This is a genomic window from Pseudoalteromonas sp. JC28, from assembly GCF_013319255.1.
GTDB lineage: Bacteria > Pseudomonadota > Gammaproteobacteria > Enterobacterales > Alteromonadaceae > Pseudoalteromonas.
The window spans coordinates 786,370-803,789 of the sequence record NZ_QOKX01000001.1 but is presented as its reverse complement, the minus strand read 5'-3'; the positions used below and the strand labels follow the sequence as shown (position 1 = coordinate 803,789).

Below are 17,420 nucleotides of genomic sequence, written 5' to 3'. Positions count from 1 at the left end.
AACGTCAGCACTTTACTATAGTTGTACCAACATAGCGCTCACCCGAGTTCAAAGAACCCTACCAATTCAAACGCCTAAGCATTCGAATGCACAACACAGCCCTTAATGTAATGTGATGTAATCGATTAATTTGCATAACCATACTTAAATTAAACACCGAAAACACTTTATTAACAAACCTTTTAAAGGGAGTTTTTTATGTTTAATACTGTCACCAATCAGCAAGCAAAAGCCACAGCAGATCACCTACAAGCTGCGCTGCAACCTAACAAGCAAGGTTTTGTCCCAGATTACAATATACCTTTACTCGCAACAGGAGGAGGAAATAGCCAGCCAGAAACCCTCAGCGCACTTGGGCCATTGGCAGATCTCATCGGCACTTGGGCAAGCGCTCGTTTTGCGGGATTTAACGTCATGCCGCTGCCGCAAGAAACTGCTCCAGAAGGGGTTATATTATTTAATTTCCCTTACTACGAGGTGATCACCTTTAGCGCCACACAAGGAAAAGTAGTAAATCGAGGTGGAGATTATCAACAAAATAGTTATACTATCTTTTATGAACAACGTGTATTTTTTGCCGACGGTGACAAGAAAGACCAACTTGTGCATGCTGAAAATGGCACTTGGCTCAATTTAGCCACCACCAATCAAGGTTCAGGTAAGTACAACCGCCCTCCTTATATCCCCGCTCCTTCAGGTGGAGCAAACGTGCCAATACAAAATCCAGAGCATGCGATAGTCAAACAGGTTTCAATTCCACACGGTAACTCAATTTTAGCACTTGGAAATCATCACTTTGTCGATGGTCGTCCAGAAATTCCCATTGCCAACACGCTGCCGCAACCAGAAACTAAGGCAGGTACTGCCATTGCGGGTTTGTATGGAGAAAACTCACCGAGTAATCCAAATATCAATCCGAATATCGTGTTAGAACAACAATTGCTAGTTAACCAAGCATATAACCCTATCACTAAAACGGATATTTTGACCGTTAACAGTGACAATGATGGATTAGTTTCAAGTATCCCATTTTGTAAAAACCATGTAGACGTTCCAAACTTTTCTACCACTTACTGGATAGAAAGGTTATCCAGTGGCGCGTCGCAACTGCAATACACACAGAATATTTCGCTACAGTTTAACAACACCAAAAACAGCAAACTACTGTTTCCCCACATTACTGCAAACACCCTGTTTAAGGTGGGATAGCGATACTAGGATTTCGCTCAGGTTCAAAATATAAGTTGATATCTACATGTAGTTAGTCAGGTCTCAACCTTGTTGTTATTTGCCATGGCGAATTTAGCGGTGTCTATCGCTCGGCACCAAACATCAATCTAAAGCCATGACTTTGGTCATAAAGGATTTGAAAATGAGTAATGACGTTAAAGATCTTCAGGTTCAGCTCACAGAGCTAAGTTCAAAAGTTAAAGAATTAGAAAAGCAATATTCTGAGCAGCAAGCAGAGGGAGTACGTAAATGCGACGCTTGCGCCCTTACGTGCAGTCCTTGCTATTTATGTACTCCTTGCACTCCATGCTCGCCTTGTACAAACTGCCTCCTTTGTGTTGTCAATTTCTGTAACTGCTGCCTTCACTGTCAGCCTACTGCTACGCCAGAATCTGCATCACTGCAATGTCTACAGTGTCAACCTTCAGGGGGCGCTAGCGTTCAATGCGCACAAAGCATACAGTGTGTTCCTTGTATCATTTCGTTCTGTGTAACCTGTCAGCCTGCGCAGTGTGTTACTTGCCAGCCAACACAATGTGTTTTATGTCAACCGCAGTGCGTTCCTTGCCAACCAACACAATGTGTTTTATGTCAGCCGCAGTGTGTTACTTGCCAACCAACACAATGTGTTTTATGTCAACCACAGTGCGTTCCTTGCCAACCAACACAATGTGTTTTATGTCAACCGCAGTGTGTAACTTGCCAACCAACACAGTGTGTATTATGTCAACCGCAGTGTGTTCCTTGCCAGCCAACACAATGTGTTTTATGTCAACCGCAGTGCGTTACTTGTCAGCCGACACAGTGTGTGTTGTGTCAACCCTCTGTTAATCACTTTCAAGGTGCACAATTGTGTGCCGGAAGTAACCCAACATACCAATGTTATACCTGTACACCAGGTCCAATTTATTGCTGTATGTTGAGTGCAGTTCAAGGATAAAGACATTAGTGAAGCCTCTCTATCGGGGCTTCCATAACTTACAGAGGATGCATATGAATAAAGATAAAATAAGGCTATCACCTGCCGCAAGTATCTTACCTAACGATGAGGGAGTATTGCTACGCTCTGATCTTGGAGATTTTCAACTCCATGGAAAAGACATAAGTGCTTTTGTTGACGACATTATTCCTTTATTAAATGGTGACTTTGGCCTCGATGAGATCGCATCACAGATAACGCAATACTCTAGCGCTAGTGTTGAGCAATTATTGCGCTTATTGGAGCAAAAAGGTCTCATTGAACGCGTTGTTATCAACTCAACCTCAGCTCCTTGGCCTGAACAATACCGCTTTATTAACGCGTGGCAAAATGAGGCAAAGCGTGATCCACGAACACTCCAGAATAACCGTATTCTGTGTATAGGGTTAACGCCTTGGGCGATGCCTATGCTAGAAGAGCTGTTAAATGCTGGCGTGGGGTATATTCATATTCTTGATGATGCTAATTGTACTAACCAAAGTGGCTATTATCATCATGCAGTTAATCACCTGCCAAGTAATACTACAACGGTCGATGCCTTCACAGACTACCTAAAGCAACGCTTTGTTCACTCAGAAGTTAGTGCACAAACTGCCGAACTGAACTCCCCATTAGATGAAGTTATTCTTCAAAACTGGGATCTGGTTGTTATTTCTCTGCCATCGGACTCGCTCAGTGCGCATACCAACATCGCCACGCATTTAGCTAAGCTTGCACTACCTACTTTTTACGTCTCAATTGATGGACTAACCGGGCATGTAGGTCCATATGTTACCAATCAAGGCGGTGGATGCTGGAACTGTTTACGACTGCGAAAACTTGGCACTGCAATAAATCCGCAAACTGCACACAAGATTGATGAGATCACGAATAAAGCACATTCCGGCGCTCGAGCCCATTCAATTTTAAGTAGTATGTCAGCATCAATCGCAATGCAGGCTGCAACTGATATACAAACCATTTTGTTACAGTACACGCAATCTGTGCTGCAACATACTACCAGAACAACCAATTTGGTTAGTGGAGAAAGCTCGCTCCACCCTATTATTCCAGTCCCTGAATGCGCAGTATGCTCTGGCCCTAGCGAACAAGATATCGCTGCTAGCAATAACACCTTAGCGGCCATTTCTGAATTAAAGACAGTTGAGCAATTTAAAACAATGATGCGAGGTTGGGTTGACCCAGAATTTGGCGTGATAAAACAACTAACGGGCCATGCCCCCCACTTACCTGAACTCCCAGTCACCGCATCTGCTAGCCTAAGTAGTTTTACAAGTGGTCAGTTTGATCCGAGAACACAAGGCCAAGTTGGTTCAGGCAAAGGATTAGACTCGCTTTCAGCTCATATTAGTGCCGTGGGTGAAGCACTTGAACGTTATTCAGCAGCGAGATACGATATTCGTAACTGTCGTTATGCCACGGTAAATCAACTTCAAGGAGACTACGTAAACCCAGCAGATCTAGTCCTCTATTCTCCCGAGCAGTATGCAACACCTGGATTTCCCTTTAGCAAATGGCGAAGTAAACAAAAAATTCATTGGGTTGAAGGCAATTGGATTGGCACAAGTCGCGCTACTTGGGTACCCGCATTAGTGAGCTACTTTAATTTTAGTTGCCCTTATGAAGAGCAATTCAGTCAAGTTTCTTCCAATGGCTTAGCGGCAGGTAAAGATAACGAAGATGCCGCTATCAGAGCTTGCTTCGAACTCATTGAAAGAGATGCGATGATGCTTACTTGGTACGCCCAACTCCCTTGCACTAGATTAGATGCCGACTCTTTGCTAACTGGTAAGTTGAAGCTCATGGTCGAATCGATAACGCAGCGAGGCATAGCACTAGAATTATACCTTCTTGACGTCGGCATCCATATCCCAACGGTGGTTTGCCTTGGTCTAGGCGATGGCATCACCACGCCTGCGGTATCAGTTTCATTAGCAACCCATGACAACATCAATGTGGCTGTCACCAAAGCATTATTAGAGCAAGGTCATGTTATGCCCTATCTTTGCAGCCTAATGCAGAGTGGGCATAAAGCTCCACAAACCGTAGAACAGGTCAGGACGTTAGAAGATCATGCCGCGTTTTATTTCTCTAACGCGCACTTATCCACCTTTAACTTTATGAGACAGCCTAAATCTGAAGCTAAACCACTATCATGCTGGCCTTATCCTACTCTTGAGGGAGCCGCAGATCTAAGACAGCGCATTACCAAAGCGGGGGTTGATATTGCCATTGTTGATGTCACTGCTTCAGACGTTGCATTAAGTCCATTTAGAGTGGCTCGAGCTGTTGGTGTTAATATGCAGCCCATTCACTTTGGCGAACAATTCAAGCGCATTGACAACCCAAGATTGCATAAACTCTTGGCTGGCCGCGCGGTTAACTTGTATCCACACCCCATTGCATAAGGACTCGCTATGAAAGTTTTAGTATGCGGAACCAATTACGGTGCTACTTATATTCGGGCATTACAATTTCAAAATACGGGATTGATGCTCAGTGGCATATTGTCAACTGGTAGTCTTCGCTCAACACAGTACGCTCAGTCCTTTGCCGTACCACATTACACCAATGCAGAGCAGATAACAGACAAACAAGTGGATATTGCTTGTGTGGCTATCGCTGGCGATGCCGGTATTGAGATTACTATCGCACTATTAGAAAAACATATCCATGTAATTTGTGAACATCCAATTGGGCCGACCTCGATGGCACAGGCACTAGCAGTTGCCAAAGTTAATGGTGTTAGATTCTGGGTGAACGCCCATTTCGCTGATCTGTACCCTATTCGCTCTTTCTATGACAGCTACTTCGGTGCCGCAGCACATGGCCAATGTATGCATTTAGACCTCGCCGTCAACCTCAGGACACTGTATTCGGGACTGGATTTAATTTATCGTCTATTTACCGACGAAGTTGATGTGACAGTAGCCATTCAACCCAAGGCTACTCCGAGTGCGTTTGCTAGTATTTTGCTACAACGCGGGGCGATGTCCATTTCGCTGCTTTGTCAAAACTTTGCGTCTGAGTTTGATGATGGCTCAGCAACATTTATCAATCATAGAGTCTCAGCCATATTTAACCATGGCACATTACTACTAAGCGATACTTATGGTCCATTAACTTGGTTACCATCACCTATCACTATGTCTAGTAAAGAGTGGCGAAGCCACTACCTGCTGGAGCAACATGCGTTTACGGTGAATGAAATAATGACATTGCGCGATAAGGCCAACTTAGCCGTACTTGAACAACTTAAAGCCGTGATCTATGGCGACCGCGTCTGTCCCCATTTTCAAACGCCTGACTACCTAATTGCATTATCAAAGATTTGGGAGAATGTGTATTTAGTATTGAATGGAAGCAATGAGGCGGGTTAAAGAAAATATGTCGAAAAAGTAATAACAGCTAGCGTAGCTCAGTGACCCTTTTTGAGGCGATAAAATCTTGTCGATAGCACAGCTGTGGGCAAGGTAGCGACGTCTGTGTCAGCAAGGTAAAAGTTTTTGTTATTTTAGTTGCTCAATTTGAGGGTGTATTAAAGCTAAATGGAATAATAGAGTGGATCCAACAGATCCACTCAAAGCATAGACTTAAAGTACGTCTAGTAGCTCAACGTCAAAAATCAACGTTGAGAAAGGTGCGATTGCAGCACCCGCACCACGCTCGCCGTATGCAAGCTCATGCGGCACGTATAGACGCCATTTAGAACCTGCTGGCATCATTTGAAGTGCTTCAGTCCAACCTTTGATCACGCCATTTACTGGGAATTCAGCTGGTTGACCGCGCTCGTAAGAGCTGTCAAATGTAGTACCGTTGATTAGAGTACCGTGGTAATGAACACGTACTTTTGAATCTTCAACAGGCTTATCGCCTTCGCCAGTTTCAACTACTTCATACTGAAGACCAGACTCAGTTACTGTTACTTCAGCACGTTTTGCATTTTCTTCTAGAAATGCAACACCTTCAGCTGCTAATACTTTCGCTTCTTCTTCACGACGCTGTTGGATTTCAGCATTGATCTTCTCAAATGCTGCTTGAATTTCAGGGATCTCAACGCGGAAGCTGTCACCAGCATAAGCGTCTTTCATACCTTCGAATACAGAGTTAAGGTTTAGACCTTCAAAAGGGTTTGCTTTAAGTTGCTCACCCATTTGTAAACCAATACCGTAGCTCGCTTTATCTGCGTCTGTGTTGAATTGAGACATAGTCTTTCCATATTTTTTATTAACAAGAACCTTAGATTGTATCACAGCCAAAATAGGCAAGATACCGGAGCTGCTTGATTATCAAGCAGTCGAGCTATTCGTCGGACACAAAAAAACCGCTAACTAGCGGCTTTCTCTTCGGCATATTGTTTGAGTTTTTTCATTACAAAGGTTGCAAATGGCAGCAATAATACAAGACCAATATTAAGCTCATCACTGTACTCTCCCAAGCTACCAACAAAGTAGTGTCCAAATCCAACCACACCAAATAATGCAATAACTACACTGGCGATTTCTGGCCAGGATTTTTCATATTTAGTGATCAGATGACCAACAAGGCAATTGAATAAAAAAACATGCAGCAGCGTCATCGTAATATCAGGGTCTTGTTGCGAATCAATCGACAACGTTAGCGCCATGTTTAGGCCGCTAAGATAAAAATAACTAAATACAATCCAAATAGAACTATGTTTTATTATTGCCATGTTACTAGCCGCAGACATACACGCCTCCAAACGAAAAAAACCGCCATTTGGAGGCGGTTTTGGGAATGAGGTGGCGGAGAGATAGGGATTTGAACCCTAGATACGCTATTAACGTATGCCGGTTTTCAAGACCGGTGCTTTCAACCACTCAGCCATCTCTCCGTTGTTGGCGCGCATTTTATGGAGTTATCCATCGGTTGTAAAGCACTATTTCGATTTTTGCATTCAAAAGCGCAAATAATAGCCGAATAATCAATAATATTGCTTTGGCCTTTTGGCAATGTAAGCAAAAATACAACTGGCGATAACCATTGCAATCACGATGATCCCCGAGTCAATCATACCGATGACTGCGTTTTTTGCAGGCAGCACTTTTTCAATGATAACCGGAATAGATGAAAACAACACAACGGTACTAAGCACTTTGAATGCTCTGGAAAAATCAAATCGCTTGGTGTAACTCATCCATGTTGTTAGTAATCCTAATACCAAAATAGGCGCTAATAGCCCCATCCATATCTCACTGGTATAACTCGATAATGCAACGGTTGCCGTGCATCCTATCAAGCTCCAAATAATCCAGGCGGTCCAATTTTCCCGTTCTTTTAAAAATAAATTACCCATGACACATCTTCTTTCAATTAGCTTGTTATTTTTATTATTGTTATAGAAAACAGGATTTACTGTCTTAGAGTAGCAAACATACTGGCTATAAAACAACCACATCGGTTGTGACAGTTTAAATAATGAAAAGTTCAACAAAAAGTATCAAAGAATGTGTTACCACAACATTAATCGCTGTATAAAAAAAGCGCAGCTATTGCTGCGCTCACCTTACTTTATTTTTACCCGCGGAATTTAACTTTCAGCTTTATCAAGTTCATCCACTAATAATTTGGTTTCATCCGCCCTCGGTTTTGTAAATCTCGCTAAACCGAGATAAACGACAGGTGTGAGGTAAAGCGTAAAGAAAACCGCTAAGCCTAATCCGCCAAATACGACCCAGCCGATTGCATTTCTCGACTCAGCACCTGCGCCTACCGATAAAATCAATGGTAAAGCACCAAGCAATGTGGACACCAAAGTCATCATGATAGGACGCAAACGGATCACTGCTGCTTCTTCAACGGCTTGTCTTACTGACCGTCCTTTGTCACGTAACTGATCAGCGAACTCAACTAACAAGATGGCATTTTTAGCAATTAAACCAATCAACATCACTAAGCCGATTTGCGAATATATGTTTAGCGAAGTACCAGTAAGATACAGCGCCAATATGGCGGAAGTGATCCCAAACGGAACTGTGATCATAACTACAACGGCACTATTCACGCTTTCAAATTGTGCAGCAAGTACGAGCAATACAATTAAGAATGCCAGCACGTAGGTAAGTAACACTTCGTTGGCCGTTTCTTCAAACGTTAACGCTTCCCCTTTAAACGCCAGCGTCACGCTGTCGGGTAAACTCTGATCTGCTAGCGTTCGTAATTTTTCAACCACTTCTGCCATAGGCATGTCTTCTGGCTGTTTCATATCCAGCTCGATACTACGACGCTGCGCATGACGTTCAAGCTCGGCAGCTACGCCCTCTTCTACAATAACGGCAAGGCTACTTAGCGGAACCAATGCACCAGAGCGGCTGCCAACATAAAGGTTAGCCAAATCACTTGGGTCTCTGATGGTATGGTTTTGAGCTTGCAGCATAATTGGTATGGATTGGTCGCCAACATTCAAATCAGCAACATCATCGCCATTAATGGCTGCCCTAAGTGTCGTTGAGATATCACTCAAACTGACGCCAAGCTCTTCTGCTCTTCTACGGTCAATGTTTACGCGCAGCTGAGGTTGTGAGGGTTGATAAGAGATTTGCACCGGAGCCACGTCTGGCATTTCTTTTTCAACCAAAGCCGCAAATTGTTGCGCTGCTTTAAAGATCTCTAAATAGTCGTTACCAAGTAGCGCAAGCTCGATACCACCACCTTGGCCTCTTAGGTTTAAGCTATTTGCACCAAAGGCACGAGCAGGTGCACCTGGTATATTACCAAGCGGTCCTCTGATCTTATCGATAATTTCCTGTTGCGAGAAATGACGTTCATCCCAATGCTTTAATGGCACAGTGATAAATACAATATTTGGATCCCACTGACCGACAACCGTATAGATTGACTCTATTTCTCCGCTTTCTACAAAGGGTAATAAGATGTCCTCCATCTGTTTGGCCTGTCTATCCATAAAGTTAAGACCAACACCGTCAGGCCCTCTTGCGAAAATGCGAATTTTACCTCTGTCTTCAGATGGCAAAAGCTCATTATCCAATTGCGAATAGAGCGCACCTGATAGGCTCGCAATAACCACAAATACACCAAAGGTTAGCCATGCATGGTCAAGTACCCAGTGGATCGTACCGCGATACATTTCTGCGAGTTTCACACCAATACTCGAAAATAGATGCTTTTTGCTATCTTGCTTTACTTTTAACTTAGATGTTAATGCTGGCACCAATGACAGTGCCACAAATGAAGAAATAATCACGGCACCAGCTAACACGCCACCAAACTCCCTGAACAATCGGCCCGCAGTCGAGGGTAAAAAGGCAATCGGTACGAATACCGCAGCAAGTACTGCGGTTGTCGCGACTACAGCAAAGAAGACTTCTCTTGTCCCAAGTACCGCCGCGGCGCGACGACCTATCCCTTCGCCACGACGACGCTGAATATTCTCACTAACAACAATCGCATCATCGACGATAAGTCCAGTGGCCAACACAAGTGCTAGCAAGGTTAAAATATTAACAGAGAAGCCAAGCGCCCAGATCAGCGCCAAAGAGCCAATAAGCGCGACCGGGATTGCAAAAGCTGGAATAAGCGTCGCACGCCACGAGCCGATAAATACCCAAAGCGTGAATACCACCAGCAATATGGTTATCACTAACGAGCTCAAGACTTCGTCTACGGATGAGCGAATAAACTGTGCATCATCGGAGGTAACAAAGAGCTCCAGATCTGGAAAGCGTACTTTTATCTTATCGACGAGCTGTAGTACTTCATCTGAGATTTCAATGGTATTGGACTGTGCTTGGCGAATGATCTCAAGCCCAATTACAGGCTCTCCGTCGAGTCTCACCATAGAGCGAGGATCAGCCGGTCCAAAATACACAGAGGCAATATCCCCCACCCGAGTCTCATCACGAATGATGATATCACTCACCTGCTCAGCGGTTACAGAAGTGGCATCGGCACGGACAATCAGCTGCTGATCGTCTGACTTTAAACTGCCTGCGGGTACATCAAACGGTGCTTGTCTAAGCGCCGCAGCAACATCCGGAACGGTTAGATTAAAGCTTGTCAGTTTTAACGGATCAAGTCTTACGCGCAGCACCCGCTCTCTATCGCCGTTCAGGCGCACATCGGCTACGCCAGGAATAGTTAAAAACTGCGGCGCTAAGTCTTTTTCTACTCGCTCGGTCAATCCTTCAAGTGTTAAAGAGGCACTACTTACAGTTAAAGACACCACGGCTTCTGCGTCATTATCCGCTTTAATAATGGACACCCGTTCAACTTCTTCAGGTAGCTCTCTTTGTACTCGAGAAACAGATTCGCGTGTTTCGTTTGCTGCATCGTCTAGGTTAATGCCCGGACGAAATTCAACAACAATCCGCGCATTATTCTCTTCACTTTGTGCACGAATGCTTTTTACACCACTGACACGCGCAACAGCCCCTTCTAACTTACTCGTTACTTCGGTGTCGACAGTCTCAGGCGAGCCCCCAGGAAACGATGCGGACACCGTTAAACGCGGCCTATCTACATCGGGCAGTTCACGAACTTCAACGCCGGCAAGAGCAGCAATACCTGCAATAATAATCAATAAATTTAATACAACGATTAATACTGGACGGCGAATGGCCATCGACGGTAAATCTTGTAACTGTGGTAACTCCGGTTTAGTCACGATTTATTCCTTCGCCAGTGCATTCGTCACCGCAATTTCTTGCCCAGGACGAAGACGTTGCACCCCTTCTACAACTAATAACTCTCTTGCAGCCAAATCGCCTGATACCAGCAATTTACCCGGCAACCGCTGTTGGATTTTGACATCAATACGCTTAGCTTTGCCATCTACTTCTTTCCATACATAAGGACCTGTTGCGCCCCAAAGCAGTGCGGCTTCAGGAATAACGGCAAACTCTTCACCCAATACCGTTAGCGATACTCTAAAGCTCATTCCAGGCAAAAAACGGTCATTGCGGTTTTCAAAGATGGCTTTGATTTTTAGTGTGCGGGCTGTTGGGTCTATTCTAGAGTCCATTTGCGCTATCTTTGCGTCGATCCGTGTTGAATTATCATTCCAAGGTGTCAGCAGCACGCTATCGGTCGATTTAAGCATGCCATACGCCGATTCCGGTGCCGCAAATTGAACATACAACTTATCAAAGTTATCGATACTCGCAATCGCGGTTTGGGTGGTAATGCGATCTCCAACCTCAACGTCGGTGAGTCCCATTACGCCAGAAAAAGGGGCGATCACTTGGCGGTCTTCTAATTCATTCTTAGCTTGGATCAAGGCGACCTTTGCTAAGTCTCTGTCCGTTACCGCTTTATCTAATTCATTAATTGGGACGGCGCCGCGCTTTTGGCTATCGGTTAGACGGTCGACGGTGCGCTGCGCATCTGCAAGACGAATTTTAGCTTCTTCAAGCGCCGCTTTTTGGCGGCGTGAGTCTAGCTCCAATAGCAAAGTACCCGCTTTAACCTGATCGCCCGGTTTAAAATGTACCGCAGTCACCCTATCACCAATCGCGGGATACAAAATAACCGATTGAATAGCTTCAGCATTACCTACTGCCTGAATTTGCTGGCTACTGCTTTCAAATTGAATAGGCTCTGCAATCACTTGCGAAGGTTTCGCCAAAGCGGCATTGGTTATCAGCATAGTGGCCGTAAAAACCACCAAGCGCGTTACTTTACACATATTAACCTTAATAATTTCCATTGTTCTTAGCTATATTTGAGTGTAACAGTTAATCACTCACATCAAGATAAACTATTCGATAACACACAGTATAAGTGCGATAAGATGCAGTATGCCTTGCAGCGTTTTAAAGGCAAGATAAGCCCATGTAAAGTAAGGTAAAGTTATGTAAAGATTGAGGCAGAGTTAGGCGCGATAGACTACCACGCCAAATAATGACTATTGTGCGGCCGCGCGCATCAGTCTGTCATTAACATCGCGCCACTCGGGCGCCGTTGGTGGTGCTTCCAACAAAATCTCGGTTGCACTTGATTGGTCCAATTGATGTAACCCGTGATAAAGGCCCTGCGCATACTTGGCTTTGTCAGCACCAAGTTTGAGATCCACCAGCTCGTTGTTTGCTGAATTCTCAGAGATCATTCGCTCAATTTGCGATGAATAATACAACACACCGGTATTCGCTTCGCACTGGCCGCTTAGGCGAGCAACTAACTCTTCCGTTGACAACAGGGTAAGCGGTTTGCTTGGTTGATAATGGGCTTTTACGTTACCAGGGACGGCTACAGTGTGCACATCGGGCTCATCCACTTCAATATTGAGCACCGCTTCAAGTGCAGCTTTAGTAATAGGGCCTGCTCGCAAGATCCTCGGTGTCGCTGAAGATATATCGACAATCGTAGACTCAAGTCCTACTTCACACGGACCGCCGTCTAACACAGCTGCTATCTTGCCAGACAATCCAAACAACACTTGCTCGGCGGTGGTTGGACTAATTTTTTTGTAAGGATTGGCAGAGGGCGCAGCAAGTCCGGAGTTAATGTGCTGCAATAATGCTAGCATTGCAGGATGATTTGGCACACGTATACCCACGGTTGGGTGGCCGCCTGTGACTACATCGCTCACATGTGCTTGCTTTTTGGCAACGATCGTCAGTGGTCCCGGCCAAAAAGCATCTGCTAAAGCGTCAAAATAGTCTGGCAATGTTTCCACCCACTCAGTGACCAAAGGCTTGTCAGCGAGGTGTACGATTAGCGGGTGATCAGCTGGGCGTCCTTTTGCTGCAAAGATTTTTTTTACCGCATCGGGTTGCCTTGCATCTGCTGCTAAGCCGTAAACGGTTTCTGTTGGAACCGCAACAAGGTGACCATCACGTGCAAGTTCAGCCGCTTGCGCCACTGCGCTTGGATCGGTTGCCAATAAATGTAAGGTTGTTAAGCTTGCTTCGCCCACGTGTCTTTCTCAGTGTAAAAAATGGACGCGAATTATAACCAATTTAAAATGCAAAGAGCCAGTATTACTGGCTCCAGCGTAAAAACTAACATCAAGAACGGTTTGCGTTATTCAGCGCTTGCGACCATTACGGTTTTCACGTTAACAAACTCTTTGATCCCAAAGCCACCATGCTCTCTACCATAGCCACTGTCTTTAACACCTCCAAACGGCAAATTTGGTTGTGCCAGCGAATAACCGTTGATATTCACCATGCCAGTATCAAATTCCTTGATAGCAAGCTCTGTGGCACGTTGAGTGTCTTCAGAAAAAATGCCACCACCTAAACCATAGCGTGAATCATTGGCTACCATCATCGCCTCAGCCTCATCATGCACACGAATTAGCGACGCCACAGGGCCAAAGAGTTCATCATCATAAGCCGGCATACCGGGTTTGACGTCTTCCAAAATGGTGACAGGATAATAAAACCCCTGTTGCTTTGGAATTTCTCCACCAAGTGGACAAGTCGCTCCCGCCTTAACGGACGCTTCAACTTGTTGGTGTAATTCATCACGTAAATCTTTACGCGCCATAGGACCTAAGTCGGTGTCTGCTGCGGTTGGATCTCCCACCTTAAGCTGCTTAAACCCAGCCACAAAAGCCTCTCTAAATTGGTCATAAATTTCATCAACGATAATAAAGCGCTTCGCGGCAACGCAGGTTTCACCATTGTTGACAATACGACCTTGAATACACGCGGACACCGCTTTATTAATATCAGCATCTGCCAGCACCACAAAGGCATCGTTACTACCAAGCTCTAGGACGGTTTTTTTAGAAAGCTCAGCAGCTTGTTTGGCAACTTGTTTACCTACTTTATCGCTTCCGGTAAACGTAACACCACGAATATATGGATTCTTTATCAACTCGCTTGCTGTCTCACCATCAATTAACAGTGATTGATAGCAACCTTTTGGAAAACCGGCTTCTAAATACAGCTCTTCAATTAATTTAGCCATACCAAATACATTTGAGGCATGTTTCATTACCGTGGTATTACCCGCCATCACGTTCGAAACACTGTATCTAATCACCTGATAAAGCGGAAAGTTCCAAGGTTGTATTCCTAAGATCACGCCTATTGGTTGATAAGTGATAATGGCATGTCCCTGCTCAAATACCCGATGCTCGTCCTGTAATTCTTTTTCGCCATGCTCAGCGGTATATCGGCAAATTTCAGCACACAAGGAAACTTCCTGTTCACCCTGCTCCGTCACTTTGCCCATTTCCTCGGTCATCAGTGAGACTAACTTGGATTTATTTTGCTCAATTAAATCAGCAAGCCTGTTTAGCTTTTGTGCTCTTTGTGTAAATGTGGCTTTCTTCCAAAATGAATAACAATCATTGGCTAAGTCTACCGACTTTTGCGCCTCGTCCAAGCTCATTAACGTGTATTCGTTAACGGGTTGCTCTGTCGCAGGATTAATTGTGGTTACCGTATTTGACATCATAAAGCTCCTTCAAAAATTTAACGGCGTAAATCAATTTTTAGATTTACAGCGATAGCCTTTGAATAAGCAAGGAAGGCACCAATCTGAGAATAATGAATATCCCATTGATTATTATGAATTAATTTAATTTCAGAATTAGATTTAAAAGAATTTGAATACGTGAATTAGAAAAGGCTACACACCTAATATGAAAAGTTTGCAGAGCGAATGGCGCTTGCGCAAATAGCTTGCAATGAAAGTTTAGCTGAGAAAAGGGACCATCCGGTCCCCTTGTTATGTATTCTTAGTACAATGCACCTTTAGCGCTTTTGACGTTGCGCTTCTTTTTGCGCTAGCTTTTCTTCTTTACGCTTACGAATAGCATCCTGTGCTTCATGACCGATATGACCTTCGCCGCGTAGCTTCGCCAGTTCAATTTGCTTTTGGCGCTCAGCAAATCGTGCAACTTGCTCTTCTGTTAAGTCTTTGTGGCAGTGGTGACAAGACACCCCTTCCATATATTCTTCGAGTTGTTTCTCTGCTTCCGTGATTGGCATACGACAAGCATGGCATTGATCATAAGACCCTTTGTTTAAATCATGATCGACAGCAACACGGTTATCAAACACAAAACACTCGCCTTCCCACATGGTTTCTTCTTTTGGCACGTCTTCTAAGTATTTTAGAATGCCGCCTTCCAAGTGATAAACCTCTTCGAAGCCTTGCTCTTTCATATACGCTGTCGATTTTTCACAGCGGATCCCGCCAGTACAGAACATCGCCACTTTTTTGTGTTTTTCTGGGTTTAAGTTATTTTGCGCCCACTCAGGGAACTCACGGAAAGTCTTGGTTTTAGGATCGATGGCATTTTTAAATGTACCGATCTCGATTTCATAGTCGTTACGCGTATCAACTAGCACAACGTCAGGATCTGAAATCAATGCGTTCCAATCTTGTGGTTTTACGTACGTACCAACCACTTCTTTAGGGTCTATACCTTGTACACCCATGGTCACGATTTCTTTCTTAAGCTTTACTTTAGTGCGGTAGAAAGGGCAAGTTTCATCGAACGACTCTTTATAAACGATGTTATCAAGGCCCGGTTGTTTGTTTAACCATGTAAGTAGCGCATCAATGCCTTCACGTTTACCGGCAACGGTACCGTTAATGCCTTCTTCGGCAAGTAATAACGTGCCGCGAACTTCATTCGCTTCCATCACATCGTGAAGTGGCTGTCTTATCTCTTGATAGTTAGGTAAAGAGACAAACTTGTACATAGCACAAACAACGTATTGTTCTGACATTGTATTTTCCTAGATTTAAGCTTTGATTAGCTTACACATTAAGCATGACGATGTGTAAAGCACGAAAACCGAGTCGCAAACCCGGCGCTGAGGCGCGTATTTTACGGATTTTTGATTAAAATGCAAAAAACACAAATTCTATATCCGATAGCGTCTATGCTTTGGTATAATCTCGTGTTTTTAAAATTCAAGACTTGGAGAAATTGACTTGAGATTCACTGAACTTGGGATAGATACGCGCCTAGAACAACAATTGGCTCACCAAGGGATCACGGAACCGACCGAGATCCAAGCGCATGCCATCCCAACGGCTCTAGCTGGCCACGATGTTTTTGCGCAGTCTAAAACAGGCTCTGGCAAAACCCTAGCCTTCTTGCTGCCTGCCGTACAGCGTGTAATGAAACAAAAAGCGCTGAGTAAACGCGATCCTCGCGTTGTTATCGTAGCTCCAACTCGTGAACTCGCGACTCAAGTATTCTCTGAGTGTCGTGCACTGTGTGCTGGCACTAATATTCAAGTCTGTAAGATTTTGGGTGGTGAAAACTACAATGATCAGGTAAAAGCGCTACGCCGCGACCCGCATTTTGTGGTGGGTACTCCTGGTCGTATTGCCGATCACGTTGAAAATCGTTCATTATTTTTAGGCGGTCTTGAACTGCTTATTTTTGATGAAGCAGATCGTATGTTTGACCTTGGCTTTGAAAAACAGTTGGACGTCATTAATGATTCTGCGGATCACCGCCAAAGACAAACGCTGCTATTTTCAGCCACACTAGACCATACTCAAGTTGAAGCATCATCACGTCAATTACTTAAATCGCCAAAGCGCATTATGTTAAGCAATGCCCACCAGCAGCATGAAGACATTAAGCAAGCACTCTACTTTGCCGATCATTTAGATCATAAAGAAGCGCTGCTTAAGCACTTCATCACACAAGATGACGTAGGACAGTGCATTATCTTTACCGCAACTCGTGGCGACACAGACCGATTAAGCAAACTGTTAAATGAGATGTCGATTAAAGCGGTATCGTTGTCGGGCGATATGCCGCAAAATAAGCGGTTAGACATTATGGAAAGCTTCAGCCGTGGGATTTATAAAGTGCTGGTTACCACAGACGTTGCCTCTCGTGGTCTCGATTTGCTCTCCGTTACCCATGTTATGAATTTTGACTTGCCTAAGCAGGCAGAAGAATATGTCCACCGTATCGGTCGTACAGGACGTGCCGGATTTAAAGGCACTGCGATTTCATTTGTTGGCCCCAAAGATTGGGATAGCTATGTGGCAATCAAAAACTATCTTGATGAGCCACTACGTTTTGAAGAAGTCTCTGGTCTTGTTGGTAAATTCAAAGGACTTAAGCAAAAACCGCAGCAGAGTAAAAATCGCTCTGCAGAGTCTGCGCCAAAGCAAACAAGTAAACCTAAGAAAAAGCCGGTGAAAAAATCACAACCGAGAAAAGTGGTCCCGCCACCAATTGATATTGACGGTACTATGCCGATGCGTCGCAAACCAAAACCACAAACTGACGAGGAATAAT

At 44.4% G+C, this 17,420-nt stretch carries 13 protein-coding genes and 1 tRNA gene; 5 read left to right on the top strand and 9 right to left on the bottom strand.

All coding sequences use genetic code 11. From position 1 onward, the window contains the following. Positions 1–198: 198 nt before the first annotated feature. The 4 genes from DS891_RS03440 (at position 199) to DS891_RS03425 (ending at position 5,589) form a co-directional block, all read left to right on the top strand. Positions 199–1,209 carry a heme-binding protein gene (locus tag DS891_RS03440; protein WP_174168847.1) on the top strand — a complete coding sequence of 337 codons (1,011 nt, stop codon included), beginning with the start codon at positions 199–201 and terminating at the stop codon, positions 1,207–1,209. A gap of 533 nt (positions 1,210–1,742) precedes the next feature. Further along, a complete protein-coding gene (locus DS891_RS24430) occupies positions 1,743–1,928 on the top strand; it encodes a hypothetical protein (protein WP_227387119.1) in 186 nt (61 codons plus the stop codon). Positions 1,929–2,223: 295 nt separating this feature from the next. Continuing rightward, positions 2,224–4,617 (top strand): TOMM precursor leader peptide-binding protein, encoded by a 2,394-nt coding sequence (locus tag DS891_RS03430; RefSeq protein WP_174168846.1) that lies wholly within the window; start codon positions 2,224–2,226, stop codon positions 4,615–4,617. A 9-nt stretch (positions 4,618–4,626) separates the two neighbouring features. Further along, positions 4,627–5,589, top strand: a complete 963-nt coding sequence (locus tag DS891_RS03425; RefSeq protein ID WP_174168845.1) for a Gfo/Idh/MocA family oxidoreductase — start codon at positions 4,627–4,629, stop codon at positions 5,587–5,589. Positions 5,590–5,802: 213 nt separating this feature from the next. Here the strand turns inward: DS891_RS03425 and DS891_RS03420 are convergent, their stop codons facing one another. The 9 genes from DS891_RS03420 to DS891_RS03380 all read right to left on the bottom strand — a co-directional run bounded on the left by DS891_RS03420 (position 5,803) and on the right by DS891_RS03380 (position 15,879). Then, the gene (locus DS891_RS03420; RefSeq protein WP_010604796.1) at positions 5,803–6,417 is read right to left on the bottom strand and encodes an FKBP-type peptidyl-prolyl cis-trans isomerase; all 615 of its coding nucleotides are present in this window, start codon (positions 6,415–6,417) and stop codon (positions 5,803–5,805) included. A gap of 119 nt (positions 6,418–6,536) precedes the next feature. After that, positions 6,537–6,920, bottom strand: a complete 384-nt coding sequence (locus DS891_RS03415) for a hypothetical protein (RefSeq protein WP_010604797.1) — start codon at positions 6,918–6,920, stop codon at positions 6,537–6,539. 53 nt (positions 6,921–6,973) lie between these two features. After that, positions 6,974–7,064, bottom strand: a tRNA-Ser gene (locus DS891_RS03410). Positions 7,065–7,154: 90 nt separating this feature from the next. Continuing rightward, positions 7,155–7,526, bottom strand: coding sequence for a hypothetical protein (locus DS891_RS03405; protein WP_010379077.1), 372 nt, complete (start codon positions 7,524–7,526; stop codon positions 7,155–7,157). A 234-nt stretch (positions 7,527–7,760) separates the two neighbouring features. Beyond that, the gene (locus DS891_RS03400) at positions 7,761–10,811 is read right to left on the bottom strand and encodes an efflux RND transporter permease subunit (RefSeq protein ID WP_174169085.1); all 3,051 of its coding nucleotides are present in this window, start codon (positions 10,809–10,811) and stop codon (positions 7,761–7,763) included. A 45-nt stretch (positions 10,812–10,856) separates the two neighbouring features. Next, positions 10,857–11,894: an efflux RND transporter periplasmic adaptor subunit gene (locus tag DS891_RS03395; RefSeq protein ID WP_010604799.1), complete on the bottom strand. Its 1,038-nt coding sequence runs from the start codon at positions 11,892–11,894 to the stop codon at positions 10,857–10,859. A 198-nt stretch (positions 11,895–12,092) separates the two neighbouring features. Continuing rightward, a complete protein-coding gene (locus DS891_RS03390; RefSeq protein ID WP_174168844.1) occupies positions 12,093–13,103 on the bottom strand; it encodes an L-threonylcarbamoyladenylate synthase in 1,011 nt (336 codons plus the stop codon). Positions 13,104–13,210: 107 nt separating this feature from the next. Further along, positions 13,211–14,593: an NAD-dependent succinate-semialdehyde dehydrogenase gene (locus DS891_RS03385; RefSeq protein ID WP_174169084.1), complete on the bottom strand. Its 1,383-nt coding sequence runs from the start codon at positions 14,591–14,593 to the stop codon at positions 13,211–13,213. 302 nt (positions 14,594–14,895) lie between these two features. After that, positions 14,896–15,879, bottom strand: coding sequence for a rhodanese-related sulfurtransferase (locus DS891_RS03380; RefSeq protein WP_174168843.1), 984 nt, complete (start codon positions 15,877–15,879; stop codon positions 14,896–14,898). Positions 15,880–16,087: 208 nt separating this feature from the next. Between DS891_RS03380 and DS891_RS03375 the strand changes: the two genes are divergently transcribed. Next, entirely contained in the window at positions 16,088–17,419 is a 1,332-nt protein-coding gene (locus DS891_RS03375) for a DEAD/DEAH box helicase (protein WP_174168842.1), read from the top strand. The last annotated feature ends 1 nt before the right edge of the window (position 17,420 follow it).